This is a genomic window from Streptomyces sp. enrichment culture (assembly GCF_964272855.1).
GTDB lineage: Bacteria > Actinomycetota > Actinomycetes > Streptomycetales > Streptomycetaceae > Streptomyces.
Map to the genome: position 1 here is coordinate 6672651 of NZ_OZ186847.1, position 24937 is coordinate 6697587.

The following is a 24937-nucleotide window of genomic DNA, read 5'->3' on the forward strand; positions in this document are numbered from 1 at the left end:
GACCGCGTGTCTGTTGTGGCGTGCGTCACTCTGCCGCGAAACTGTCGCATTCGCAGGGAACAGCCGAGCGATCTTCGGATTTCGTTGTCACGGTCCTTGGAAAGGGGCGGGAATGGCAGAAACACCCACGCGAGAGGTGCATCGCCTCAAGGCGAATTCCGTCGGCCTGGTGGGCGTGGTGTTCATGGCGGTGGCGACCGCCGCGCCGATCACCGCGATGACCGGCAACCTGCCCATCGCGGTCGGCTTCGGCAACGGCACCGGCGCGCCGGCCGGCTATCTCTTCGCCACGCTCGTCCTGACGGTGTTCTCCGTCGGCTACGTCGCCATGGCCCGCCGCATCACCGCCGCGGGCGCCTTCTACGGGTACATCTCGCACGGCCTGGGCCGGATCACCGGCATGGCCTCCGGGATGCTCGCGGTACTGGCGTACATCGTCTTCGAGGCGTCCATCGTCGGCGTCTTCTCCTACTTCGCCCAGACCACCGTCGAGGACCAGCTCGGCGTGGACCTGCCGTGGGTCGTGTACGCCGCCGCGATGCTGCTGGTGACGGCGGTGCTGGCGTACTTCGACATCAACCTGACCGCGAAGGCGCTCGGCGTGATGCTGATCGCCGAGATCGCGGTGCTCTTCGCGGTCGCCACCGCCGTACTGCTGAACGGCGGCGGCCCGGACGGCATCCCCGTCGAGCCGGTCAACCCGGCGAACGCCTTCACCGGGACCTCCGCCGGACTCGGCCTGTTCTTCGCGTTCTGGTCGTGGGTCGGCTTCGAGTCGACGGCGATGTACGGCGAGGAGTCCCGCGACCCCAAGCGGGTCATCCCGCGCGCGACGCTGATCTCCGTCGTCGGCGTCGGTCTCTTCTACATCTACGTCTCCTGGATGACCATCGCGGGCAACGGGCTGAAGGGCTCGGTCGAGGTCTCCTCCGGGACCAGCCCGCTCGACCTGTTCTTCGACCCGGCGCACGCCTACATCGGCGCCTGGGCGGTCGACGCCTTCCAGTGGCTGCTCATCACCGGGTCCTTCGCCTGCGGCATGGCCTTCCACCAGTGCGCGGCCCGCTATCTGTACGCCGTCGGCCGCGAGGGCTTCCTGCACCCGGCGCTGGGCCGCACCCACGCGCGGCACGGCTCGCCGTACGTCGCCTCGTTCGTCCAGTCGGTCGTCGCGGTCGTGCTCGTCGGGGCCTTCTGGCTGACCGGGCAGGACCCGTACATCCACCTCTACACGCTGTTGGCGATCCTCGGCACGATGGCGATCCTGATCGTGCAGACGCTGTGCTCGTTCGCCGTGATCGGCTACTTCCGCAGGAACCACCCCGAGGACCGGCACTGGTTCCGCACCCTCACCGCCCCGCTGCTCGGCGGCGTCGGCATGATCGCGGTGGTGGTGCTGCTGGTGACCAACCTCGACACCGCGGCCGGCACGGCGGCCGACTCGCTCTTCTTCAAAGCCATCCCGTGGATCGTCGGGCTGGTCTTCTTCGGCGGCCTCGGGCTCGGCCTGTATCTGAAGGCCCGGCAGCCGCAGCGCTACGAGATCATCGGCCGGATCGTCCTGGAGGACGCGGCCGAACGCACGGACGACGAGACCGAAGAATCCGACGACACCGACGACACCGACGAGATCGACGACAACGAGGAAACATCCGCCACGGTCTGAGGAGCAGCACTGTGTCCCGTACGCACGCCCTGCACGTCCTCCGTTCCCTCACCGCCGACCACGCCGCAGCCCGTGCGCTGGGTCTGCCCGTCGCCGAGGCGCGGCTGCGGCGCCGGTCCGTCCTCAAGGGCGCGGCGGCCCTCGCCGCCACGGCCTCCGTCACGACCGCCGCTCCCGTGGCCGCCGCGTCCGCTCCACGGATCGCCGTCGTCGGCGCCGGCATCGCCGGGCTGACCGCGGCGCTCACCCTCCATGACGCGGGGCTCCCCTGCACGGTCTACGAGGCCGACCCGGACCGGGTCGGCGGCCGGATGTACACCCAGCGCGACCACTGGGCGCACGGCCAGATCTCAGAGATCGGCGGTGAGCTGATCGACACCAGCCACAAGAAGATGCTGGAGCTGTGCCGCCGCTTCTCCCTGCCCGTCGAGGACTTCCTCGGCGGCGGGCCCAACGGCGCCGAGGAAGTCCTGTGGTTCGGCGGCGAGTACTACCCGCGCGAGCACGCCGACGAGGACTTCAAGGCCGTCTACCAGGCGCTCCACCGCGATCTGCTGGAGGCCGGGGAGGTGAGGTGGAACCGGACGACCGCGGCCGGTACGGCCCTGGACGACATGTCGATCCACGACTGGATCGAGTCACGGGTGCCCGGCGGCCACGACGCGCCGCTCGGCCGGTTCTTCGACGTCGCCTACAACGTCGAGTACGGCGCCGACACCACCGAGCAGTCCTCGCTGGCCCTGGTGCTGCTGATGGGCTACCAGACCAATCCCGGCAACTTCAACATCTGGGGCCTGTCCAACGAGCGGTACCACATCGTCGGCGGCAACGACCGGCTGCCGCACGCCATCGCGGGCTCCCTGCCCGACGGGACGATCCGGCACGGCTGGTCGCTCCAGGCGGTACGGGCCGACGCCGACGGCACCCAGACGCTGACGTTCACCGAGGCGGGCGCCACTCGCACGGTCACCGCCGACCACACGGTGCTGTGCGTGCCGCTGCCGGTGCTCAAGGGGCTCGACCTGAGCAGGGCCGGGTTCGACAGCCGGATGACCAGCCTGCTGCGCGACGCCCGTATGGGGCACTGCACCAAGCTCAACATGCAGTTCTCCAGCCGCCCCTGGCGCGGCACGGGCGCCTGGCCGGGGGTCTCGGCGGGCGACTGCTTCACCGACGGCCGGGTGCAGCAGACCTGGGACACCACCAAGGTCCAGCCGGGCACGGGCGGCATCCTCATCCAGTACCACGGCGGCAGCCTGGCCAGGTCGCTGACGCCGGCCGGGCCGTTCTCCTCCGAGAGCGATCCGTACGTGGCGAGACTGGCGGCGGAGTACACCAGGGACATCGACGCCTTCTTCCCCGGCACGTCGGCCGCCTGGACCGGCCGGGCGCAGCTCTCGGCCTGGCACCTCAACCCCTACGCCCAGGGCGCCTACTCGTACTGGCCGGTGGGCTATCTGCACCGGTACGCGGGCTATGAGGGCACCGCGCAGGGCAACGTCCACATCGGCGGCGAGCACTGCTCCTACGACTTCCAGGGGTTCATGGAGGGCGGCGCGACCGAAGGGGAGCGGGCCGCGCGGGAGGTGATCGACGCGGTGACGTGACCCGTGGCGGGGGTGCGCGGCCGTGTCTCAGGCGGGCCTGATGTTGTGGTTGAAGCGGAACACGTTGTCCGGGTCGTAGCGGCGTTTCAGCTCGGCCAGCCGGGCGGTGTTCTCCGGCCCCAGGCCCGCCCGGACGCGGTCGGCACCCTCGTCGCCGATGAAGTTGAGGTAGACCGCTCCGGTGCTCCACGGGCGGACGTGGCCGCGCACGTCACGCACCCAGCCGACGCAGCGCTCGTCGTCGGCTGGGTCCGTCCAGGCACCGAAGGGGTGCACCACCCAGGGGGAGCCGCGGTACGGGACCGGGTACTCGGCGGGGCCGTCGGCGACGGCCCCGCCCAGCGGGAACAGGACGTGCTTGCTGCCGCTCGGCACCGGCATGGGAAGCGCGAGCGGGCAGAAGACGTCCACGAAGTCGTCCGGGGCGCCCGTCAGGTACTCGGCCGACCAGTAGTTCCGCAGCCCCGGGGGATCGTCGAGCATGCACTGGACGTCGGCGTACGGCATCGCCCCGACGAGCTCCCCCTCGTGCGGCAGTGCCAGCAGCAGCCCGGCGACCTCGCGCATGTCGTCCTCGGAGCCCGCGTACGTCAGCAGCACCGCGCAGACCAGGGTGCCGGCCAGGTGCGGCGGCACGAACTCCGCCGGCGGAGCGGTGATGTACAGCACGCCACCGCCCGCCTCCGGCGGGCCGGACTCGATGACGTCCCGGTACACGCGTACCGCCTCCCGGCCGGACTCCGGCCGGTACAGCAGCAGGGCGACGGCGAACTCCGGGATCTCGTACAGCTTCAGGGTGAGCGCGGTGGCGACGCCGAAGTTGCCGCCGCCGCCGTGCAGCGCCCAGAACAGGTCGGGGTTCTCGTCGGCGCCCGCGTGGATCCGCTCGGCGTCCGCGGTGACCAGCTCCACGCCGAGCAGATTGTCGACGGCGAGCCCGCAGCAGCGGTCCAGCCAGCCACTGCCGCCGCCCAGCACGAACCCGCCGACGCCGGTCGTCGAGGCCCGTCCGCCGGTGGTGGCGAGGCCGTACGGCTCGGTCGCCCGGTCCAGGTGGCTCATCGTCGCGCCGCCCTCGACACGGACCGCCTCGGCTCCCGGATGGACGGTCACGCCGTGCATCCGGCGCAGGTCGACGACCAGGCCGTTGTCGTTCGACGCCATCCCGGCCACGCTGTGCCCGCCGCCGCGCACCGCCATGTTGAGGTCCAGGTCCCGGCCGAACCGCACGGCCCGCACCACGTCGGCCTCGTGCGCGCACTGCGCGATCACCGCCGGACGGCGGTCGATCATGCCGTTGAAGACGCGCCGGGCCTCGTCGTAGCCCGCGTCCCCCGGGGCGAACACCTCGCCGGCCAGATCCTCACGCAGCGCGTCGAGCGCCGCGCCCGCCTTCGAGAGGGGAGCCATGGCCGCCCCCTTCCACCGCAGGGGCAATCGTCCGGTTCCAGCCTAGGCGGGCCCGGCACGGGTGGCGCGGCGCCGGATGCACACTCGGGCGCCGCCGCTCCGTGCCGCGTCAGCCCCCGTACGCCCCCGACGCCGTCAGCCGCAGGGCCGTGTCGATCAGGGGCACGTGGCTGAAGGCCTGGGGGAAGTTGCCGACCTGGCGCTGCAGGCGGGGGTCCCACTCCTCGGCGAGCAGGCCGAGGTCATTGCGCAGGGAGAGCAGCTTCTCGAAGAGCTTGCGGGCCTCGTCGACCCGGCCGATCATCGCGAGGTCGTCGGCCATCCAGAACGAGCAGGCCAGGAAGGCGCCCTCGTCGCCGGGCAGGCCGTCGACACCCTCGTTCTCGCCCTGCGTCGGGTAGCGCAGGATGAAGCCGTCCGGGGTGGACAGCTCCCGCTGGATCGCCTCCACCGTGCCGATCACCCGCTTGTCGTCCGGCGGCAGGAAGCCCACCTGCGGGATGAGCAGCAGCGACGCGTCCAGCTCCCGCGACCCGTACGACTGGGTGAAGGTGTTGCGCTCCTTGTCGTAGCCCTTCTCGCACACCTCGCGGTGGATCTCGTCGCGCAGTTCCTTCCAGCGCTCCAGCGGGCCGTCCGCGTCGCCGGACTCGACGAGCTTGATCGTGCGGTCGACGGCGACCCACGCCATGACCTTGGAGTGCACGAAGTGCCGGCGCGGGCCGCGCACCTCCCAGATGCCCTCGTCGGGTTCGTGCCAGTGCTTCTCCAGGTAGCTGATCAGCTTCAGCTGGAGCAGGGAGGCGTAGTCGCTGCGCGCCAGGCCGGTCATGTGGCCGAGGTGCAGGGCCTCGGTGACCTCGCCGTACACGTCCAGCTGGAGCTGGTGCGCGGCGCCGTTGCCGACCCGGACCGGCGCGGAGTTCTCGTAACCGGGCAGCCAGTCCAGTTCCGCCTCGCCCAGCTCGCGCTCGCCCGCGATGCCGTACATGATCTGCAGGTTCTCGGGGTCGCCGGCGACCGCCCGCAGCAGCCACTCGCGCCAGGCGCGGGCCTCCTCGCGGTAGCCGGTGCGCAGCAGCGAGGACAGGGTGATCGCCGCGTCCCGCAGCCAGGTGTAGCGGTAGTCCCAGTTGCGCACGCCGCCGATCTCCTCCGGCAGGGAGGTGGTCGGGGCGGCGACGATGCCGCCGGTGGGGGCGTACGTCAGCGCCTTCAGGGTGATCAGGGAGCGGATCACCGGCTCCCGGTAGGGGCCGTGGTACGTACAGTGCTCGACCCACTCCCGCCAGAACTCCTCCGTCGCCTCCAGCGACTGCTCCGGCTCCGGCAGGGGCGGCGCCTCCTTGTGCGAGGGCTGCCACGAGATGGTGAAGGCGATCCGCTCGCCGGGCGAGACCGTGAACTCGGAGTAGGTGGTCAGCTCCTTGCCCTCGGTCTCGACATGGGTGTCGAGCCACACCGAGTCCGGGCCGGCCACGGCGACCGTACGGGCGTCGTGCTTGTGCACCCACGGCACGATCCGGCCGTAGGAGAACCGCATCCGCAGCGCCGAACGCATCGGGACCCGGCCGGAGACGCCCTCGACGATCCGGATCAGCTGGGGCGCGCCGTCACGCGGGGGCATGAAGTCGATCACCCGGACCGTGCCGCGCAGGGTGTCCCACTCGGACTCGAGGATCAGCGAGTCGCCGCGGTAGCTGCGCCGGGCCGCGACGGGGGGCTCGGCGTCGGCCGCGTGCGCCGGGCCGATCCGCCAGAAGCCGTGCTCCTCGGTGCCCAGCAGACCGGCGAAGATGGCGTGCGAGTCGAAGCGGGGCAGGCACAGCCAGTCGACTGTGCCGTCCCGGCAGACCAGGGCAGCGGTCTGCATGTCTCCGATGAGTGCGTAGTCTTCGATGCGCCCGGCCACGTGCTAACTCCAGTCGAACGGCCACGTAGCCCCAGACAAGGGGGCTTTCGCTAGTGCGGTCAAGGGGTTCGTTGTAATGCGTCGTTGAGCTGTGAGGCAAAACCGTCGTCGAGCCGATGCGCCCGGGCGACCGTCGTCACTCAACGATCTGACGAGCTCTCGTTGTTCCGGTTCCCTACGGACGGGGGTGGTGCCGTTCGGCCGGCGCGCTCGGCAGCGAGTGTCCGAGCAGGATACGACGCACGTAGATGATGTGCGTGCCGCTCCGGGCAACCCGACTGCGCCGAACGGGTGAGCAGAGGGTGAGGAACGGGTGATGGGTTCACGTCCGTGGCGGGCCGTGCGCAGAGCGTCGCCGGGAGCCATCGCGCCGAGGCGCTGATACCCTGGTAGCCCGTGGACCGGTGGGCGTAGAACCCCCGAACCGCAGCGACGGCTCCTCCAGGAAAGCCGCACCGCACCCCCAGACCGAGACCACGGGAGCACCCTCTTGGCCATGCCGTCCAAATCCACGACGACCAAGCACATCTTCGTCACCGGGGGTGTCGCCTCCTCGCTCGGCAAGGGCCTGACCGCCTCCAGCCTCGGCATGCTGCTGAAGGCGCGCGGGCTGCGCGTCGTCATGCAGAAGCTCGACCCGTACATCAACGTCGACCCTGGCACGATGAACCCCTTCCAGCACGGTGAGGTGTTCGTCACCAACGACGGTGCCGAGACCGACCTGGACATCGGCCACTACGAGCGTTTCCTTGACCGCGACCTCGACGGCTCCGCCAATGTCACCACCGGTCAGGTCTACTCGACGGTGATCGCCAAGGAGCGGCGTGGCGAGTACCTGGGCGACACCGTCCAGGTCATCCCGCACATCACCAACGAGATCAAGCACCGCATCCGCCGGATGGCCGCGGAGGACGTCGACGTCGTCATCACCGAGGTGGGCGGCACCGTCGGCGACATCGAGTCGCTGCCGTTCCTGGAGACCGTCCGCCAGGTCCGCCACGAGGTCGGCCGGGACAACGTCTTCGTCGTGCACATCTCTCTTCTGCCCTACATCGGCCCGTCGGGCGAGCTGAAGACCAAGCCGACCCAGCACTCCGTCGCCGCGCTGCGCAACATCGGCATCCAGCCGGACGCGATCGTGCTGCGCTGCGACCGCGAGGTGCCGACGGCGATCAAGCGCAAGATCTCGCTGATGTGCGACGTCGACGAGGCCGCCGTCGTGGCCTGCCCCGACGCCCCGTCGATCTACGACATCCCGAAGGTCGTGCACGCCGAGGGCCTGGACGCCTACGCCGTCCGCAAGCTCGACCTGCCCTTCCGTGACGTGGACTGGACGACCTGGGACGACCTGCTCGAGCGCGTCCACAAGCCCGCCCACGAGATCACCATGGCCCTGGTCGGCAAGTACATCGACCTGCCCGACGCCTACCTGTCGGTGACCGAGGCGCTGCGCGCCGGCGGCTTCGCCAACCGCACCCGCGTCAAGATCAAGTGGGTCACCTCCGACGACTGCCGCACCCCGGCCGGCGCCGCCGAGCAGCTCGCCGACGTGGACGCGATCTGCATCCCCGGCGGCTTCGGCGACCGCGGTGTCTCCGGCAAGGTCGGCGCGATCCAGTACGCCCGCGAGAACAAGATCCCGCTGCTCGGCCTCTGCCTCGGCCTGCAGTGCATCGTGATCGAGGCCGCGCGCAACCTGGCCGGCATCGCGGACGCCAACTCCACAGAGTTCGACCCGGCGACCGCCCACCCGGTGATCTCCACCATGGCGGAGCAGCTGGACATCGTGGCCGGCGAGGGCGACATGGGCGGAACGATGCGCCTCGGCATGTACCCGGCCAAGCTGGCCGAGGGCTCCATCGTCCGCGAGGTGTACGACGGCAAGGAGTACGTCGAGGAGCGGCACCGTCACCGCTACGAGGTGAACAACGCCTACCGCGCGGAGCTGGAGAAGAAGGCGGGCATCCAGTTCTCCGGCACCTCCCCGGACGGCAAGCTGGTGGAGTACGTCGAGTACCCGCGTGAGGTCCACCCTTACCTGGTCGCCACCCAGGCCCACCCGGAGCTGCGCTCGCGGCCGACCCGCCCGCACCCGCTGTTCGCGGGCCTGGTCAAGGCCGCCGTCGAGCGGCAGACGGCGAAGTAACCCGACGGTTGTACGGTGGCCGGGGTGCGGGTCCGCGAGGACGCGCGCCCCGGCTTTTCCGCAACGTCTGTCTCCGCACGTCTCTCTCCACACGTTTCTCCACACGTCTTTTTCCGCACGTCTTTTTCTGCACCTCCGGAAGGACAGGGCATGACGATCAAGGACACCCCCGAGGAGTGGGAGATCCGCGCCACGGACACCCCCTTCGTGGGCAACAAGACCTCCGTCCGCACCGACGACGTGGTCATGCCCGACGGCACGGTGGTCCGCCGCGACTACCAGGTCCACCCCGGCTCGGTCGCCGTCCTCGCCCTCGACGACGCCGACCACGTGCTGGTGCTGCGCCAGTACCGGCACCCCGTGCGCCAGAAGCTGTGGGAGATCCCGGCCGGACTCCTCGACGTGCCCGGCGAGAACCCGCTGCACGCCGCCCAGCGGGAACTGTACGAGGAGGCACACGTCAAGGCCGAGGACTGGCGGGTGCTGACCGACGTCTACACCACGCCCGGCGGCTGCGACGAGGCCGTACGGATCTTCCTCGCCCGGGGCCTGTCCGCGGCCGAGGGCGAGCGCTTCGAGGTCGAGGACGAGGAGGCCGACATGGAGCTGGCCCGGGTCCCGGTCGACGAGCTGGTGCGCGGTGTGCTCGCCGGCGAGCTGCACAACAACTGCCTGGTCGTGGGTGTCCTGTCGCTGGTCGCCGCGCGCGCCGGGGACGGTTTGGACGCGCTGCGCCCGGCCGAGGCGGCGTGGCCGGCGCGGCCCTTCGCGTCCTGATCCGACGCCCGCCCCTCGCGGTGTGACCATCGCCTGATCCGATCGGGGGATGTCGCCGCCGTGCTCCGCGGGGATCGTCGCAGAGCGTGAACTAGGCTCTGGAGACGCCCGCACCGGAGTCCCGGCGGGCTGTGCACGTGCGGTGGGACGGGAGTGTGGCCCGTGGCGGATCAGGCGGTGGACGCGGGCGGCGTGGAGCTGACGGGACACATGCCGCGGGAGTACGACTTCCTGGGCCGCACACGGGAGTTGAAGGAACTGCGCGCCGACATCGAGCGCGCCGGACTCGACACCCTCGCCGGCCGCAAGGCCCCCCGCGCCCGGGTCCTGCTGATCGCCGGCCGGCCCGGCTCCGGGCGGACCGCGCTCGCCGAGGAACTGGTCCGCCAGGTCGCCGACCGTTACCCGGACGGGGTGCTGCGGGCCCGGCTCAGCGAACCCGACGGTACTCCCGTCCCCACCGAGCGCACCGCCCGCGACCTCCTCGCCGAGCTGGAGCTGTCCGCCCCCGCCGGAGCCGACGCGGACGACCTGACGGCGGCACTCCGCACGGCCCTGGCCGACCGGCGTTCCGTACTGCTCCTGGACGACGCGGCGGACGCCGAGCAGGTCGACGCCCTGCTGCCGGACACCCCGGACTGCCTGGTCGTCGCCGTCTCCCAGGGCCCGCTCACCGGCATCGCCGACGTCCGCCCCTGCACCCTGGGCGGTCTGGACACCAAGTCCGCGGTCGAGCTGCTGTCCCGGCTCACCGGCTCGGTGCGGATCACCGTCGACCCGCGGGCCGCCGAGGGCCTGGTCGAGGAGTGCCAGGCCCAGCCCGGCGCGCTGGTGCTGGCCGGCGGCTGGCTGGCCGCCAGTCCCAACGCGGCCGTCGCCGACCTCGGGAAGCAGCTGCGTGCCGAGGTCGCCGAGGACAACGCGGCCTCGCCGCTCAGCCGGGTCTTCCGGCTCGTGCACGCCGCGCTGCCGGCCCCGACCGCCCGGATACTGCGACTGCTCTCCCTCGCCCCCGCCGGACACGTCGACCCGCACACGGCCTCCGCGCTGGCCGGCTGCTCGGTCAGCACCGCCCGCGGCATCCTCGACGACCTGGCCGCCTTCGGCCTGCTGCGGGCGGTGGACTCGCCGCTGCCGCAGTACGAGGTGCCGGGCTCCCTGCACCCGCTGCTGCGCGGCGCCGCCGAGACCGAGGACCGGCCGGCCGAGCTCCAGCTGGCCCGGGCCCGGATGCTGGAGCGGACGGTGCGGCTGCTCCAGTCGTGCCGGGCGATCACCGAGACGGACAGCCCGCAGGCCCGGGAGAAGCTGCTCGGCATGCCGCGCTCGCTGCGCTTCCCCAGCCCGCGGGCGGCCGCCGACTGGCTGCGCATCCGTCGGCCCGCCCTGCTCGCCGCGGCCCGCGCCGCCGTCGCCGACGGGGACCTGGACACGCTCGCCCGGCGCCTGATGTCCCAGCTGGTGCGGGCGATGGTCGCGCACTTCGGCACCCAGGCCGCGGCCCCCGACCTGTACGTCGTCCACCAGCTCGTGCTGGACGTGGCCGAGCGCCGGAACCTGCCCCGGGAGAAGGCGGCGGCCCTGCTGAACCTGGCCGATCTGGACGCCCGGACCGGCCGTACCGCCGACGCGCTGGCGCGCTACCGGGCCGCGCTGGACGCCGGACGCGAGGCGAACGACCCGTATGCGACCGGCCGCGCGATGGAATCCGTAGGCGGCGCCCACGAGGAGCTGGGGGACTACGACCGGGCCGCCGACTGGTACGGCCGGGCCCTCGCCCAGCGCCTGGCCCGTGACGAGCGCGCGGACGCCGCCCGGCTCTACGGCCGTATCGCCGCCGCCCACACCTACGCGGGCCGCTACGGCGAGGCGCTGCGCGGCTGGCGGGCGGCGGCGGCCGGATACCGCAAGCTCGGCGATGTCGCCGCGCAGGCGCGGGCGTTGAGCGAACTCGCCCGGGTGCAGGAGTACGCGGGGCGGCCCGAGGAGTCGCTGCGTACCTGCCAGGAGGCCGTGGAGTGGGCGCGCCGCGCGGAGGACGTGCGGCTGCAGGCCGCGCTGTACCTCCGGCTGGCCGACACGCTGGACCATCTCGGTGATCCCACGGCGGCCGGACTGCACCGGAGCGCGGCCGAGCGCATGCTGGGTGATGAGCTCCGAGAGAGCGAGCAGGAGGGCGATCCGGAAGATCCACAGCCGGAACAGCGAGCTAACGCCTGCGAAATCCGCAGTACATCCGCTGAAGATTGATGCAATGAAAGGCTAGACAGCGGGAACACCTTCATTAGACTGGCTCTGCCGCACGTTCTCCTGCGGTGTCTCCCGGTGTGCCCTGTACATCCGGGTATGTCGCGTACTACACCCTCTGAGCCAAGGACCGTGATCGACGTGAAGGTCGGCATCCCCCGCGAGGTCAAGAACAACGAGTTCCGGGTGGCCATCACCCCCGCCGGCGTGCACGAGCTGGTGCGCAACGGCCACCAGGTCGTCATCGAGCGCAACGCCGGCACCGGCTCCTCGATCACGGACGAGGAGTACGTCGCCGCCGGTGCCCAGATCCTCGACACCGCCGACGAGGTCTGGGCCAGCGCCGACCTGCTGCTGAAGGTCAAGGAGCCCATCGCGGAGGAGTACCACCGCCTCCGCAAGGACCAGACCCTCTTCACCTACCTGCACCTGGCCGCCTCCAAGGAGTGCACGGACGCCCTCATCGAGTCCGGCACCACCGCCATCGCCTACGAGACGGTCGAGCTGCCGAACCGCGCCCTGCCGCTGCTCGCCCCGATGTCCGAGGTCGCGGGCCGCCTGGCCCCGCAGGTCGGCGCCTACCACCTGATGCGTGCCGCCGGCGGCCGCGGTGTGCTCCCCGGCGGTGTCCCGGGTGTCACCCCGGCGAAGGCCGTCGTCATCGGCGGTGGTGTCTCCGGCTGGAACGCCACCCAGATCGCCGTCGGCATGGGCTTCGACGTGACCCTGCTCGACCGCGACATCAACAAGCTGCGTGAGGCCGACCGGATCTTCGGCACGAAGGTCAAGGCGATCATGTCCAACGCCTTCGAGCTGGAGAAGGCCGTCCTCGACGCCGACCTCGTCATCGGCGCCGTCCTCATCCCGGGTGCCAAGGCCCCGAAGCTCGTCACCAACGAGCTGGTCTCCCGGATGAAGCCGGGAAGTGTCCTTGTCGACATCGCGATCGACCAGGGCGGCTGCTTCGAGGACTCGCACCCGACCACGCACGCCGAGCCGACCTTCAAGGTCCACAACTCGGTCTTCTACTGCGTCGCCAACATGCCCGGCGCCGTCCCGAACACCTCCACCAACGCCCTCACCAACGCCACGCTGCCGTACATCGTGTCGCTGGCCAACAACGGCTGGGTCGAGGCGCTGCGCCGTGACGCCGCGCTCGCCAAGGGTCTCAACACCCATGACGGCAAGGTCGTTTACCGCGAGGTCGCGGAGGCGCACGGACTGGAGCACGTCGAGCTCGAGTCGCTGCTCGGCTGACCGTCCGGTTCAAGTCATCTATAGGTAAAAGGCGATTCGTCAACAAGGGTCGTCAACCCCGAACACCCGGCCGGACCTTGCCCGACAAGGTCCGGCCGGGTGTGTGTATGGTCACTTTGCGACGCTCGGTCAACTCGCCTCGAACGTATCCCTTTAACCGATTCGCACACCGGTGAATCCTGCTGTGCGACGGCCGTACGCCCTTGACAGCGGGATGTTTCATTGCCGACACATCGGGCCGGGTCCGGCGGATTGTGTTGCTGCGGACGCCCGACACGCCATAGAGTCGCCAACCGTCGGCATGGTGCCACGCTGACCTTGTCTAGAAGTTTCCTGGTCACCAAGGAGGTAAGACGACTTGTGAATGAGTCGACATTTTCTCCCGGGGGTGGTCAACCAGGAATGCCTACGCGGGCCCAGGGATCCGCGGGGCTAGAGGCTGTCGGCTCCGTCGCTGTCCGCACCTTCGCAGCCCACCAGAGCCAAGCCAGCCCCCACATGGCTCAGACAGCACCCCAGAGCATGGATGGCCATCACGTGAACGCCATGGCCGGCGACGGAAGTGGCGCGCCCCACAACCACTTCGCCGACTACGAGGAACTGCCCGACGGGCACTTCTACGACCCCGACGCCGAGTACGAACCCGACCCGGAGTACGCGGCCACGCTCGCGCCCGACGCGGCGCGCCAGCGCCGTGAGCGCGTCGGCCCGACCGGACGCCCGCTGCCGTACTTCCCGATCCCGGGTCCGCTCACCGACCACGGCCCCGCGACGATCATCGCGATGTGCAACCAGAAGGGCGGCGTCGGCAAGACCACGTCGACCATCAATCTCGGCGCCGCGCTCGCGGAGTACGGACGCCGGGTGCTGCTCGTGGACTTCGACCCGCAGGGCGCGCTGTCGGTCGGTCTCGGCGTGAACCCGATGGAACTCGACCTCACCGTCTACAACCTGCTCATGGAGCGGGGCATGGCGGCGGACGAGGTGCTGCTGAAGACGGCGGTCCCCAACATGGACCTGCTGCCCAGCAACATCGACCTGTCGGCGGCCGAGGTCCAGCTCGTCTCCGAGGTCGCCCGCGAGTCGACGCTCCAGCGCGCCCTGAAGCCGCTGCTGCCCGACTACGACTACATCGTGATCGACTGTCAGCCCTCGCTCGGCCTGCTCACGGTCAACGCGCTGACGGCCGCCCACAAGGTGATCGTGCCGCTGGAGTGCGAGTTCTTCGCCCTGCGCGGTGTGGCGCTGCTGACCGAGACCATCGAGAAGGTCCAGGAGCGGCTCAACCCGGAGCTGGAGCTCGACGGGATCCTCGCCACGATGTACGACTCGCGCACCGTGCACAGCCGAGAGGTGCTCGCGCGGGTCGTCGAGGCGTTCGACGACCACGTCTACCACACGGTCATCGGGCGCACGGTCCGCTTCCCGGAGACCACGGTCGCCGGTGAGCCGATCACCACGTACGCCTCCAACTCCGTCGGTGCCGCCGCCTACCGCCAGCTCGCCAGGGAGGTGCTCGCCCGGTGTCACGCCGAGTGAGTCTGCCGGGGGCCGACGAACTGTTCCGTACGACAGGGGGAATGGCGCTCCAGCCGTCCACTCCCCGGCGCCCCGCGGGCGGCGAGCCCCGGGTGCCGGCTCCCGCGGGGGAGAGCGACCCGGCGTCCGTGGACGACGCCCCGCAGGCCGTGCCGGCGCAGGGCGGCGACGGCGACGGTGCCGAGCACGTGGCCGCGGAGCCGGAGCCGGCCGAGGCGGGCGAGTCCCGCAGCCGGACGGCCTCCGGAGAGCGCTCCGGGCGGCGCCAGGCGGCGCAGGAAGGTTCTGCCGCGGCGGCGCCCCGCAACAAGCGGGGGCGGTCGGCCACGCGGCGGCCGAGCGGACGCGAACGGCACGACGAGAAGATCACCGTGTACGTCTCCGCCGAGGAGCTGATGGACCTGGAGCACGCGCGTCTCGTGCTCCGCGGCGAGCACGGGCTCGCCGTCGACCGGGGCCGGATCGTGCGGGAGGCGGTGGCCGTCGTGCTCGCGGATCTGGAGACCCGGGGGGACGCCAGCATCCTCGTTCGGCGGCTGCGGGGGCGGTAGCGGTAGCCTGCGGGGGCTATGACCTCGTACGACTCTCCCGTCCCCGCTTCCGGCCGTGCCGGGCGTCGGCGTGCGCTGGGGAGGGGGCCGGGCGCGGCGCCGGCCGGACCGCGGGAGGCGGGTCCGGAGGAGGCCCGTCCGAAAGAGGCAAGTCCGAAAGAGGCTCCCGCCGAGGCGCCTGAACCGGAGATTCCGGTCACCGGGGCCGAGCCGGTCGAGGCCGTCGAGCCTGCCGAGCCGGTCGAAGCCGCCGAGCCCGTCGACTGCGACGAACCCGCCGACGGTGTCTTCAAGGTCCGGCTCGCCAACTTCGAGGGCCCCTTCGATCTGCTGCTCCAGCTGATCTCCAAGCACAAGCTGGACGTCACCGAGGTCGCGCTGTCGAAGGTGACCGACGAGTTCATGGCGCACATCCGGGCGATGGGCCCGGACTGGGACCTGGACCAGACGACCGAGTTCCTGGTCGTCGCCGCCACCCTGCTCGACCTGAAGGCCGCGCGGCTGCTGCCCGCCGCCGAGGTCGAGGACGAGGCCGATCTCGCGCTGCTGGAGGCCCGGGACCTGCTGTTCGCGCGGCTGCTGCAGTACCGCGCGTACAAACGGATCGCGGAGATCTTCGACGGGCGGCTCGACGACGAGGCCCGGCGCTACCCCCGTACCGTCGGCCTGGAGCCCCAGCACGCCGAGCTGCTGCCCGAGGTGGTCATCAGCATCGGCGCGGAGGGCTTCGCGAAGCTCGCGGTCAAGGCGATGCAGCCCAAGCCGAAGCCCCAGGTGTACGTCGACCACATCCACGCCCCGCTGGTCAGCGTGCAGGAGCAGGCCGGGATCGTCGTCGCCCGGCTGAAGGAGCTGGGCGAGGCGAACTTCCGCACGCTGGTCGGGGACACCGACGACACCCTCACCGTCGTCGCCCGCTTCCTCGCGCTGCTGGAGCTGTACCGGGAGAAGGCGGTCGCGCTGGAGCAGGAGACCGCGCTCGGGGAACTGCTCGTGCGCTGGACCGGCGGGGACGGGGACGACGCCCCGAGGGTCACCGACGAGTTCGACCGGCCGCCCGAGGAGCCCGAGAAGGAGAAGAAGCCCTGATGAGCGAGGAGACCGTCGCCGCACTCGGCCTCAAGCCCGCCCTGGAGGCCGTGCTGATGGTCGTGGACGAGCCCGCGACCGAGGAGCAGCTGGCGAAGATCCTGGAGCGGCCCCGGCGGCAGGTCGCGGACGCGTTGCGGGAGCTGGCCGACGAGTACACCATGCAGGGACGCGGGTTCGAGCTGCGGTTCGTCGCGGGCGGCTGGCGGTTCTACACCCGCGCCGAGTACGCGCCCGCCGTCGAGCGGTTCGTGCTGGACGGGCAGCAGGCCCGCCTGACCCAGGCGGCGCTGGAGACGCTGGCGGTGGTGGCGTACCGGCAGCCGGTCAGCCGCAGCCGGGTCTCGGCCGTGCGCGGGGTCAACTGCGACGGCGTGATGCGCACCCTCCTCCAGCGCGGTCTGGTCGAGGAGGCGGGCACGGAACCCGAAACAGGTGCGATCCTGTACACGACGACGAACTACTTCCTGGAGCGGATGGGCCTGCGCGGTCTGGACGAGCTCCCGGAGCTCGCGCCCTTCCTCCCCGAGGCGGAGGCGATCGAGGCCGAGACCCAGGAAGGCGTACCGTCGTTCGACCCGGACGCGCCGGACGCGGACGACGAACACACGACGATCACGACGACGACGGAACTTTGATGCGAAGCAGCGGCAGGAACGGCGGACACGGCGGGCGCGGCAACCACCGCGGTGCCGGCAACGACAGGGACCAGAAGCAGGGGCAGGGCCGCCCCCGCAAGCCCCGCCCCGAGGAGCGCCGCTACGACGTGGGCCCCGGCGCCTCCCAGGACGGCCCGAAGTCCGGGCGCGGCGGTTCCGCGCGCGGTGGCGCCAAGGGCGGCCCCAAGCAGTCCCAGCAGCAGCGCGGCGGCGGTGGCGGGCGCGGCCGTACGGCACCCGCCCGCTCGCGTGAGTACGAGGCCCGGGTCGAGGAGCGCAACCGGGAGCGGTACGCGGGCAAGAAGGACATCAAGCCGCCCAAGACGTTCCCCGGCGCCGAGCAGGAGGGCGAGCGCCTGCAGAAGGTGCTCGCGCGCGCGGGCTACGGCTCCCGCCGGGCCTGCGAGGAGCTGATCGAGCAGGCGCGGGTCGAGGTGAACGGCGAGATCGTCGTCGAACAGGGCATGCGGGTCGACCCCGAGAAGGACGAGATCCGGGTGGACGGGCTGACCGTCGCCACGCAGTCGTACCAGTTCTTCTCGCTGAACAAGCCGGCCGGCGTCGTCTCCACCATGGAGGACCCGGACGGACGCCAGTGCCTCGGCGACTACGTCACCAACCGTGAGACCCGGCTGTTCCACGTGGGGCGTCTCGACACCGAGACCGAGGGCGTCATCCTGCTCACCAACCACGGCGAGCTGGCGCACCGGCTGACCCACCCCCGGTACGGCGTGAAGAAGACCTACCTCGCCGCGATCGTCGGGCCGATCCCGCGCGACCTGGGCAAGCGGCTGAAGGACGGCATCCAGCTGGAGGACGGCTACGCCCGCGCGGACCACTTCCGGGTCGTCGAGCAGACCGGCAAGAACTACCTGGTCGAGGTGACCCTGCACGAGGGCCGCAAGCACATCGTGCGGCGCATGCTCGCCGAGGCGGGCTTCCCCGTCGAGAAGCTGGTGCGCACCGCCTTCGGTCCGATCACCCTGGGCGACCAGAAGTCCGGCTGGCTGCGGCGGCTGTCCAACACGGAGGTCGGCATGCTGATGAAGGAAGTCGATCTCTAAGGGAGATCCGTAAAGCACTTGTGGGTGGTCCGCCATCCCCTTTATGGTCACAGTGACGATAAAGGGGATGGTGATCCGCGTGCCGAAACGCGCAGCGACCGGAGCGCTCCTGGGCCTCGCCCTCGGGGACGCGCTCGGCTTTCCGACCGAGTTCAACGACGTACCGTCGATCCTCGCCAAGTACGGCCCATGGCGGCAGATGGACCTGCCCCGGCCCGCGATCGTCACCGACGACACCCAGATGACACTCGCGCTCGGCCGCGGCCTGCGCACCGCCATGGACCGGGGCGCCCTCGCGCCGAAGCGGCTGGCGCGGCCCGTGCGTGAGGAGTTCGTGGACTGGTACCAGTCCCCGGAGAACAACCGCGCCCCCGGCAACACCTGCCTGCGCGCCTGCCACCTGCTCAAGGAGGAGGGACGGGCCTGGCAGGACGCCAGCCAGACCGGCTCCAAGGGGTGCGGCGCCAACATGCGGGTCGCGCCGATCGGACTCGCCCCCGGACTCGACGACGACCAGCGGGCGGGCGCCGCCCAGCTCCAGGCCGCCCTCACCCACGGCCACCCCACCGCCCTCGCCGCCTCCGACCTCACCGCGCACGCCGTCCACCTGCTCGCCCGCGGCGCCGAACCGACCGGGCTCGTCGGCCTGCTGCGCTCGTACGCCTACGACAACCGCACCCGCTACCACCACCAGTGGCTCGGCGACCTGTGGACCCGCAGCGACGACCCCGGCCCCGAACACTTCATCGCCCGCGGCTGGGACGAATGCCTGGGCGTCCTCGCGCGGCTCCAGGACGCCGTGCGCACCGTCTCCCCGGAGACCGACCCCTGCCTCGCCACCGGGGCCGGCTGGATCGCCGAGGAGGCCCTCGCCACCGCACTGCTCTGCTTCCTGCTCTTCGTCGGTGAACCGCTCACCGCGCTGCGCCGCGCCGCCTGCACCTCCGGCGACTCCGACTCCATCGCCTGCCTCACCGGCGCCTTCGTGGGCGCCCACCTCGGTGCCGACGCCTGGCCCGCGGACTGGACCGACCGCATCGAGTACCGCGGCGAGCTGCTGGCCCTCGGCGCGCTCTGGGACGCCTGAGCCGGCCGTCTCAGGACACGGGCGGTGCGCGACCGGCGGACCCGGGCTGACTAGGCTGGACGAACGCACAACTGGAACGCGATCAACAAGGAGCAGCGCCGTGGCGGTACGAGCGGTCCGGGGGGCCGTCCAGCTGGAGCGGGACGAGGCCGAGCACATGGACGCGCAGGTCGGAGCCCTGCTCACCGCCATCCTGGAGCGGAACGGCCTCACCGCCGACGACCTGATCAGCATCTGGTTCACGGCCACGCCGGACCTGCACAGCGACTTCCCGGCGGCCGCCGCCCGCAAGCTCGGCATCGTCGACGTCCCGCTGATCTGCGCCCAGGAGCTCGACATCCAGGGCGCCATGCCGCGCGTGGTCCGCGTCCTCGCCCACATCGAGACCGACCGGGCCCGCAACGAGATCAGCCACGTCTACCTCGGTGCCGCCGCCGCCCTGCGCAAGGACATCGCCCAGTGAGGACCGCACTCGTCATCGGCACCGGCCTCATCGGCACCTCCGCCGCCCTGGCCCTCGCCCAGCGCGGCGTCACCGTCCACCTCGACGACCACGACCCCGAGCAGGCCCGCACCGCGGCCGCGCTCGGCGCCGGCGTCGACGAGGCCCCCGAGGGACCCGTCGACCTCGCGGTTGTCGCCGCGCCGCCCGCCCATGTCGCCGCCGTGCTCGCCGACGCCATGCGGCGCGGGCTCGCGCGCGGCTACCTCGACGTGGCCAGCGTCAAGGGCGGCCCGCGACGCGAACTGGAGGCGCTCGGCCTCGACCTGTCGGCGTACATCGGCACCCACCCCATGTCCGGCCGGGAGAAGTCCGGGCCGCTCGCCGCCACCGCCGACCTCTTCGAGGGCCGTCCCTGGGTGCTCACCCCCACCCGGGACACCGACACCGAGGTGCTGAACCTCGCCCTGGAGCTGGTCTCGCACTGCCGGGCCGTGCCCGTCGTCATGGACGCCGACGCCCACGACCGGGCCGTCGCGCTCGTCTCCCACATGCCCCATCTGGTCTCCAGCCTGGTCGCCGCGCGCCTGGAGCACGCCGAGGAGTCCGCCGTACGGCTGTGCGGGCAGGGCATCAGGGACGTGACCCGGATCGCCGCCTCCGACCCCCGGATGTGGATCGACATCCTCTCCGCCAACCCCGGGCCGGTCGCCGACCTCCTCGCGGACGTCTCCGCCGACCTCGACGAGACGGTCCGCGCGCTGCGCGCCCTGGAGTCCTCCGACGAGGCCAGGCGCCGCGAGGGCACCGCCGGCGTCGAGGACGTGCTGCGGCGCGGCAACGCGGGCCAGGTGCGGGTCCCCGGCAAGCACGGGTCCGCGCCGCGGGTCTACGAGACCGTGGTCGTCCTCATCGACGACCAGCCCGGCCAGCTGGCCCGCATCTTCGCGGACGCGGGACAGGCCGGGGTCAACGTCGAGGACGTACGGATCGAGCACGCGACGGGTCAGCAGGCGGGCCTGGTCCAGCTCATGGTCGAGCCGAAGGCGGTGCCGGTGCTGAGCGCCGCGCTGCGGGAGCGGGGGTGGGCGATCCGGCAGTAGGCCGGACCTCGTCCGCAAACGCCTCACGGACCGGGTTCGCCCGGCCGGCGCCGGGCAGGTGCGGCCGGACGAGTGACGCGCACCCAGTAACCTTGTCGGGGGCACCAACCCGCCCCCACCCCCGCCACCCGCACCAGGAAGGTGTCCCCCCGTGGAAAACGGCGCCGCCCGGACCGTCCCCGCAGTGATCGTCGCCATCGACGGCCCCTCCGGCACGGGCAAGTCGAGCACGTCCAAGGCCGTGGCCGCCAAGCTCGGCCTGAGCTACCTGGACACCGGCGCCCAGTACCGGGCGATCACGTGGTGGATGGTGACCAACGGTATCGACCTCGAGGACCCGACGGCGATCGCCGCCGTGGCCGGGAAGCCGGAGATCATCTCCGGCACCGACCCGACGGGCCCGACCATCACCGTCGACGGCACCGACGTCTCCGCCCCGATCCGCACCCAGGAGGTCACCTCCAAGGTCAGCGCCGTCAGCGCGGTCCCGGAGGTGCGGACCCGGATCACCGAGCTCCAGCGGTCCATCGCGGCCGCCGCCGAGAACGGCATCGTCGTCGAGGGCCGCGACATCGGCACGACGGTCCTGCCGGACGCCGACCTGAAGATCTTCCTCACCGCCTCCCCGGAGGCGCGTGCCGCCCGCCGCAGCGGTGAGCTGAAGGGCGCCGACGTCAACGCCACCCGCGAGGCCCTGCTCAAGCGGGACGCGGCCGACTCCAGCCGTAAGACCTCCCCGCTGGCCAAGGCCGACGACGCGGTCGAGGTGGACACCACCGAGCTCACGCTGCCGCAGGTCATCGAGTGCGTCGTCACTCTCGTCGAGGAGAAGCGGGCCGGGAAGTGACCGAGGCTCCGTCGGCGCGGGGCGCCGAGGTCGGGCGGCGCATCGGCGTCGGCCTGATGTACGGGCTGTGGCGACCGCGGGTGCTCGGCGCCTGGAAGGTCCCGCCGACCGGCCCGGTGATCCTCGCGATCAACCACTCGCACAACATCGACGGCCCGATGGTCATGGGTGTCGCGCCCCGGCCGACGCACTTCCTGATCAAGAAGGAGGCGTTCGTCGGCCCGCTCGACCCCTTCCTGACCGGCATCGGCCAGCTGAAGGTGGACCGCGACTCCACCGACCGCACCGCGATCACCCGGGCGCTGGGCGTGCTGGACAACGGCGGGGTGCTGGGGATATTCCCCGAGGGCACGCGGGGTGAGGGAGACTTCGCCTCGCTGCGGGCCGGGCTCGCGTACTTCGCGGTGCGCAGCGGGGCGCCGGTCGTCCCGGTGGCCGTGCTGGGAAGTTCCGAGCGCCGCGGACGGTTCATCAAGGGGCTGCCCCCGCTGCGCAGCCGCGTCGACGTGGTCTTCGGTGACCCGTTCGAGGCGGGCGACGGCTCGGGGCGGCGCACGCGCAAGGCGCTGGACGAGGCGACCGAACGCATCCAGAAGCACCTCACGGTGCACCTGGAAAACGCCAGGCGTCTGACCGGACGCTGAGCGACACTGAGTAGTGGATCAACCGGGGAAACCGGGGCACTCCACCGATCACCACGAATGAACGACGAGGTACGGACTTCATGAACGACCAGATCCAGCCCGGCGGCTCGGACGGCTTCGAGCACGACCACGGGGCGCTCGGCGACGCCGAGTACGCGGAGTTCATGGAGCTCGCCGCGGAAGAGGGCTTCGACCTGGAGGAGGTCGAGGGCGCCATCGAGGCGGCCGGGCACGGCCCGCTGCCGGTGCTCGCCGTCGTCGGCCGCCCCAACGTCGGCAAGTCGACCCTGGTGAACCGGATCATCGGCCGCCGCGAGGCGGTCGTCGAGGACCGGCCGGGCGTCACCCGGGACCGCGTCACCTACGAGGCCGAGTGGGCGGGCCGCCGCTTCAAGGTCGTCGACACCGGCGGCTGGGAGCAGGACGTCTTCGGCATCGACGCCTCCGTCGCCGCGCAGGCCGAGTTCGCCATCGAGGCCGCCGACGCCGTGGTCTTCGTCGTCGACGCCAAGGTCGGCGCCACCGACACCGACGAGGCCGTCGTACGGCTGCTGCGCAAGGCCGGCAAGCCCGTGGTGCTGTGCGCCAACAAGGTCGACGGCCCGAGCGGCGAGGCCGACGCGGCCTACCTGTGGTCCCTGGGCCTCGGCGAGCCGCACCCGGTCTCGGCGCTGCACGGCCGCGGTACCGGCGACATGCTGGACGCCGTCCTGGAGGCGCTGCCCGAGGCGCCGGAGCAGACCTTCGGCGGCGCCGGCATCGGCGGCCCCCGCCGCGTCGCGCTGATCGGCCGCCCGAACGTCGGCAAGTCCTCGCTGCTGAACAAGGTGGCGGGCGAGGAGCGCGTCGTCGTCAACGAGCTGGCGGGCACCACCCGTGACCCGGTCGACGAGCTGATCGAGCTGGGCGGCAAGACCTGGAAGTTCGTCGACACGGCGGGCATCCGCAAGCGGGTCCACCTCCAGCAGGGCGCCGACTACTACGCCTCGCTGCGCACCGCCGCCGCCGTCGAGAAGGCCGAGGTCGCCGTCGTCCTGATCGACGCCACCGACTCCATCTCGGTGCAGGACCAGCGGATCATCACCATGGCCGTGGAGGCGGGCCGCGCGCTCGTCGTCGCGTACAACAAGTGGGACACCCTCGACGAGGAGCGCCGCTACTACCTGGAGCGGGAGATCGAGACCGAGATGGGCCAGGTCTCGTGGGCGCCGCGGGTCAATGTCTCGGCGCGCACCGGCCGGCACATGGAGAAGCTGGTTCCGGCGATCGAGACCGCCCTCGCGGGCTGGGAGACCCGGGTGCCGACGGGCCGGCTGAACGCCTTCCTCGGTGAGCTGGTCGCCGCCCACCCGCACCCGATCCGGGGCGGCAAGCAGCCGCGCATCCTGTTCGGCACCCAGGCCGGCACCAAGCCGCCGCGGTTCGTGCTCTTCGCCTCCGGCTTCATCGAGGCCGGCTACCGCCGCTTCATCGAGCGCCGGCTGCGCGAGGAGTTCGGCTTCGAGGGGACGCCGATCCATATCTCGGTGCGGGTGCGCGAGAAGCGCGGCGCGAAGAAGAAGTGACGCGAGAGAAGAAGTGACGAAGGGCGGTCCCGGTCGGGGCCGCCCTTCTCGTCGGGTCCTGCTTCGTCGGGTCAACGGCTGCCGCGCCGGCCCGGTGGCAGGGCCGCCGGGATCTGCCCGACGCGCTGCCACTGCGGCTGCTGTCCGCCGCCGCCGTGCCGGGCGCTCGGCGCGCCGGCGCTGTAGGCGCTGTAGGAGCCGCCGAGTGAGCCGCCCAGCGAACCGCCGAGTGAGCCCGCGCCGTACGGAATGCTCCCGAAGGCGGTGAACCCCAGCTTCTCCTCGCCGCTGCGGTCGCCCGGAAGCGCGCGGAACGACTTGACGTACTCGGCATAGAGCTTGTCGTAGATCGGCGTGGGCGATGGTCCGCTCTGATCCTGAGCCGACCGCGGTGGGGGAGGGACCGAGGGATAGGACTGGCGGCGGGGAGCGTCGTATGCGTGCACGTATGTCCAAACGACACCGGCACATCAGAAGATGCGGGGGACCGCCCCGCCGCGCGGGGCGGTCCCCCGGCGCGCGGGGCGCTCAGGTCCCCGCGAGCGGCAGCGTCCCCGCGACCAGCTTGCCGTTGGCCGCCGCCTTGTCCAGCGCGTCCCGCAGCAGGTCCTCGCGGGGCTGCCGTCCGATGGACCCCACCGGCGCGGCGAACATCAGCACCTGCTGGTGCTTGTTCGCGGCGGACCGCCAGCCCTCCGTGACCTGAAGCGGCTGGTGCGCCTGCCACCAGGCGACCGGCCGGCCCCCGTTGGCCGACGGCTGGAGCACCGCGTGCAGCTGGCCCATCGCCAGCAGCACCGACCATCCGTGCAGCACCGGCGGCACCGTGCTCAGCTCGGTCACCGGCATGAACCCCTGCTCGATGAGCAGCGGCAGGAAGTCGTCGCCGACGCCGGTCGAGCCGGGGCGCACGATCGGTCCGGTCGGCTCCACGACCAGCGCCGGGTGCAACTCGCCCGCGATGAGCACGAGTCCGCTGGTCACACCGAGCACGGCCTGCTCGGGCGTGACCTTGTCGGGCCCCAGGTCGGTGGTGTCGCCGCTGATGGACCTCACGGCGCCCTGCAGCTGCTCCTCGGTGACCTGGACGACCTGGGAGGGCAGACAGGCGGCGTGGGCGAAGGCGAGCACGGCGGTCTCGTCGCCGATGAACAGCACGGTGCTGGTGCGCTCGCGCTCGGAGTCGCCCGGGGTGCGGCAGGACGTGCAGTCGTAACTGCCAGGGGTGTTGTCTCCGGCGAGCAGCCGGTCGGCTTCTTCGTCGCCGATCTCGGCGCGTACCTCGTCGCTGACGTCGAGCATGCGCGGCACGGGTGGCTCCCTCG

The 24937-nt window shown here is 71.6% G+C and carries 21 protein-coding genes; 17 read left to right on the forward strand and 4 right to left on the reverse strand.

Annotated elements, in window-relative coordinates; genetic code table 11:
• The first annotated feature begins 112 nt into the window (after positions 1 to 112).
• Positions 113 to 1666: an APC family permease gene (locus tag ACSU6L_RS29555; protein WP_437061665.1), complete on the forward strand. Its 1554-nt coding sequence runs from the start codon at positions 113 to 115 to the stop codon at positions 1664 to 1666.
• Between the two features lie 11 nt (positions 1667 to 1677).
• Positions 1678 to 3273, forward strand: a complete 1596-nt coding sequence (locus tag ACSU6L_RS29560) for a flavin monoamine oxidase family protein (RefSeq protein WP_437061667.1) — start codon at positions 1678 to 1680, stop codon at positions 3271 to 3273.
• Positions 3274 to 3300: 27 nt separating this feature from the next.
• On the opposite strand, the gene ACSU6L_RS29565 is transcribed toward ACSU6L_RS29560, so the two are convergent.
• Both ACSU6L_RS29565 and ACSU6L_RS29570 read right to left on the reverse strand, forming a co-directional pair.
• Positions 3301 to 4683: an FAD-binding oxidoreductase gene (locus tag ACSU6L_RS29565; protein WP_437061669.1), complete on the reverse strand. Its 1383-nt coding sequence runs from the start codon at positions 4681 to 4683 to the stop codon at positions 3301 to 3303.
• A gap of 109 nt (positions 4684 to 4792) precedes the next feature.
• Positions 4793 to 6595 carry a glycoside hydrolase family 15 protein gene (locus ACSU6L_RS29570; RefSeq protein WP_437061671.1) on the reverse strand — a complete coding sequence of 601 codons (1803 nt, stop codon included), beginning with the start codon at positions 6593 to 6595 and terminating at the stop codon, positions 4793 to 4795.
• 496 nt (positions 6596 to 7091) lie between these two features.
• Here ACSU6L_RS29570 and ACSU6L_RS29575 point away from each other — a divergent pair, with 496 nt between their 5' ends.
• From ACSU6L_RS29575 to der, 15 genes are all read left to right on the forward strand, one after another.
• Positions 7092 to 8741: a CTP synthase gene (locus ACSU6L_RS29575; RefSeq protein WP_365517690.1), complete on the forward strand. Its 1650-nt coding sequence runs from the start codon at positions 7092 to 7094 to the stop codon at positions 8739 to 8741.
• A gap of 150 nt (positions 8742 to 8891) precedes the next feature.
• Positions 8892 to 9518: an NUDIX domain-containing protein gene (locus tag ACSU6L_RS29580; protein WP_437061673.1), complete on the forward strand. Its 627-nt coding sequence runs from the start codon at positions 8892 to 8894 to the stop codon at positions 9516 to 9518.
• Between the two features lie 162 nt (positions 9519 to 9680).
• Positions 9681 to 11768, forward strand: coding sequence for a tetratricopeptide repeat protein (locus ACSU6L_RS29585; protein WP_437061675.1), 2088 nt, complete (start codon positions 9681 to 9683; stop codon positions 11766 to 11768).
• Positions 11769 to 11906: 138 nt separating this feature from the next.
• Entirely contained in the window at positions 11907 to 13022 is a 1116-nt protein-coding gene (ald, locus tag ACSU6L_RS29590) for an alanine dehydrogenase (RefSeq protein WP_437065115.1), read from the forward strand.
• Positions 13023 to 13424: 402 nt separating this feature from the next.
• A complete protein-coding gene (locus ACSU6L_RS29595; protein WP_073942184.1) occupies positions 13425 to 14561 on the forward strand; it encodes a ParA family protein in 1137 nt (378 codons plus the stop codon).
• A gap of 41 nt (positions 14562 to 14602) precedes the next feature.
• Positions 14603 to 15112 (forward strand): hypothetical protein, encoded by a 510-nt coding sequence (locus ACSU6L_RS29600; RefSeq protein WP_437061677.1) that lies wholly within the window; start codon positions 14603 to 14605, stop codon positions 15110 to 15112.
• 18 nt (positions 15113 to 15130) lie between these two features.
• A complete protein-coding gene (locus tag ACSU6L_RS29605) occupies positions 15131 to 16201 on the forward strand; it encodes a segregation and condensation protein A (protein ID WP_437061679.1) in 1071 nt (356 codons plus the stop codon).
• Entirely contained in the window at positions 16201 to 16839 is a 639-nt protein-coding gene (scpB, locus tag ACSU6L_RS29610) for an SMC-Scp complex subunit ScpB (RefSeq protein ID WP_437061681.1), read from the forward strand. Before ACSU6L_RS29605 ends, scpB begins: the two co-directional genes overlap by 1 nt.
• Positions 16839 to 17924, forward strand: coding sequence for a pseudouridine synthase (locus ACSU6L_RS29615; RefSeq protein ID WP_437061683.1), 1086 nt, complete (start codon positions 16839 to 16841; stop codon positions 17922 to 17924). Before scpB ends, ACSU6L_RS29615 begins: the two co-directional genes overlap by 1 nt.
• A gap of 67 nt (positions 17925 to 17991) precedes the next feature.
• On the forward strand, positions 17992 to 19011 hold the full coding sequence (locus ACSU6L_RS29620) for an ADP-ribosylglycohydrolase family protein (RefSeq protein ID WP_437061685.1): 1020 nt from the start codon (positions 17992 to 17994) through the stop codon (positions 19009 to 19011).
• A gap of 100 nt (positions 19012 to 19111) precedes the next feature.
• The gene (gene aroH / locus ACSU6L_RS29625; RefSeq protein ID WP_437061687.1) at positions 19112 to 19474 is read left to right on the forward strand and encodes a chorismate mutase; all 363 of its coding nucleotides are present in this window, start codon (positions 19112 to 19114) and stop codon (positions 19472 to 19474) included.
• The gene (locus ACSU6L_RS29630; protein WP_437061689.1) at positions 19471 to 20556 is read left to right on the forward strand and encodes a prephenate dehydrogenase; all 1086 of its coding nucleotides are present in this window, start codon (positions 19471 to 19473) and stop codon (positions 20554 to 20556) included. The genes aroH and ACSU6L_RS29630 overlap by 4 nt, the downstream gene beginning before the upstream one ends.
• Before the next feature lie 151 nt (positions 20557 to 20707).
• Positions 20708 to 21403 (forward strand): (d)CMP kinase, encoded by a 696-nt coding sequence (gene cmk / locus ACSU6L_RS29635; protein ID WP_437061691.1) that lies wholly within the window; start codon positions 20708 to 20710, stop codon positions 21401 to 21403.
• Positions 21400 to 22047: a lysophospholipid acyltransferase family protein gene (locus ACSU6L_RS29640; RefSeq protein WP_437061693.1), complete on the forward strand. Its 648-nt coding sequence runs from the start codon at positions 21400 to 21402 to the stop codon at positions 22045 to 22047. The genes cmk and ACSU6L_RS29640 overlap by 4 nt, the downstream gene beginning before the upstream one ends.
• An 80-nt stretch (positions 22048 to 22127) precedes the next feature.
• A complete protein-coding gene (der, locus tag ACSU6L_RS29645; RefSeq protein WP_073942174.1) occupies positions 22128 to 23612 on the forward strand; it encodes a ribosome biogenesis GTPase Der in 1485 nt (494 codons plus the stop codon).
• 71 nt (positions 23613 to 23683) lie between these two features.
• Here the strand turns inward: der and ACSU6L_RS29650 are convergent, their stop codons facing one another.
• Both ACSU6L_RS29650 and ACSU6L_RS29655 read right to left on the reverse strand, forming a co-directional pair.
• Positions 23684 to 24058 (reverse strand): hypothetical protein, encoded by a 375-nt coding sequence (locus tag ACSU6L_RS29650; protein WP_437061695.1) that lies wholly within the window; start codon positions 24056 to 24058, stop codon positions 23684 to 23686.
• Positions 24059 to 24140: 82 nt separating this feature from the next.
• Entirely contained in the window at positions 24141 to 24923 is a 783-nt protein-coding gene (locus tag ACSU6L_RS29655; protein WP_437061697.1) for a hypothetical protein, read from the reverse strand.
• Between the last annotated feature and the right edge of the window lie 14 nt (positions 24924 to 24937).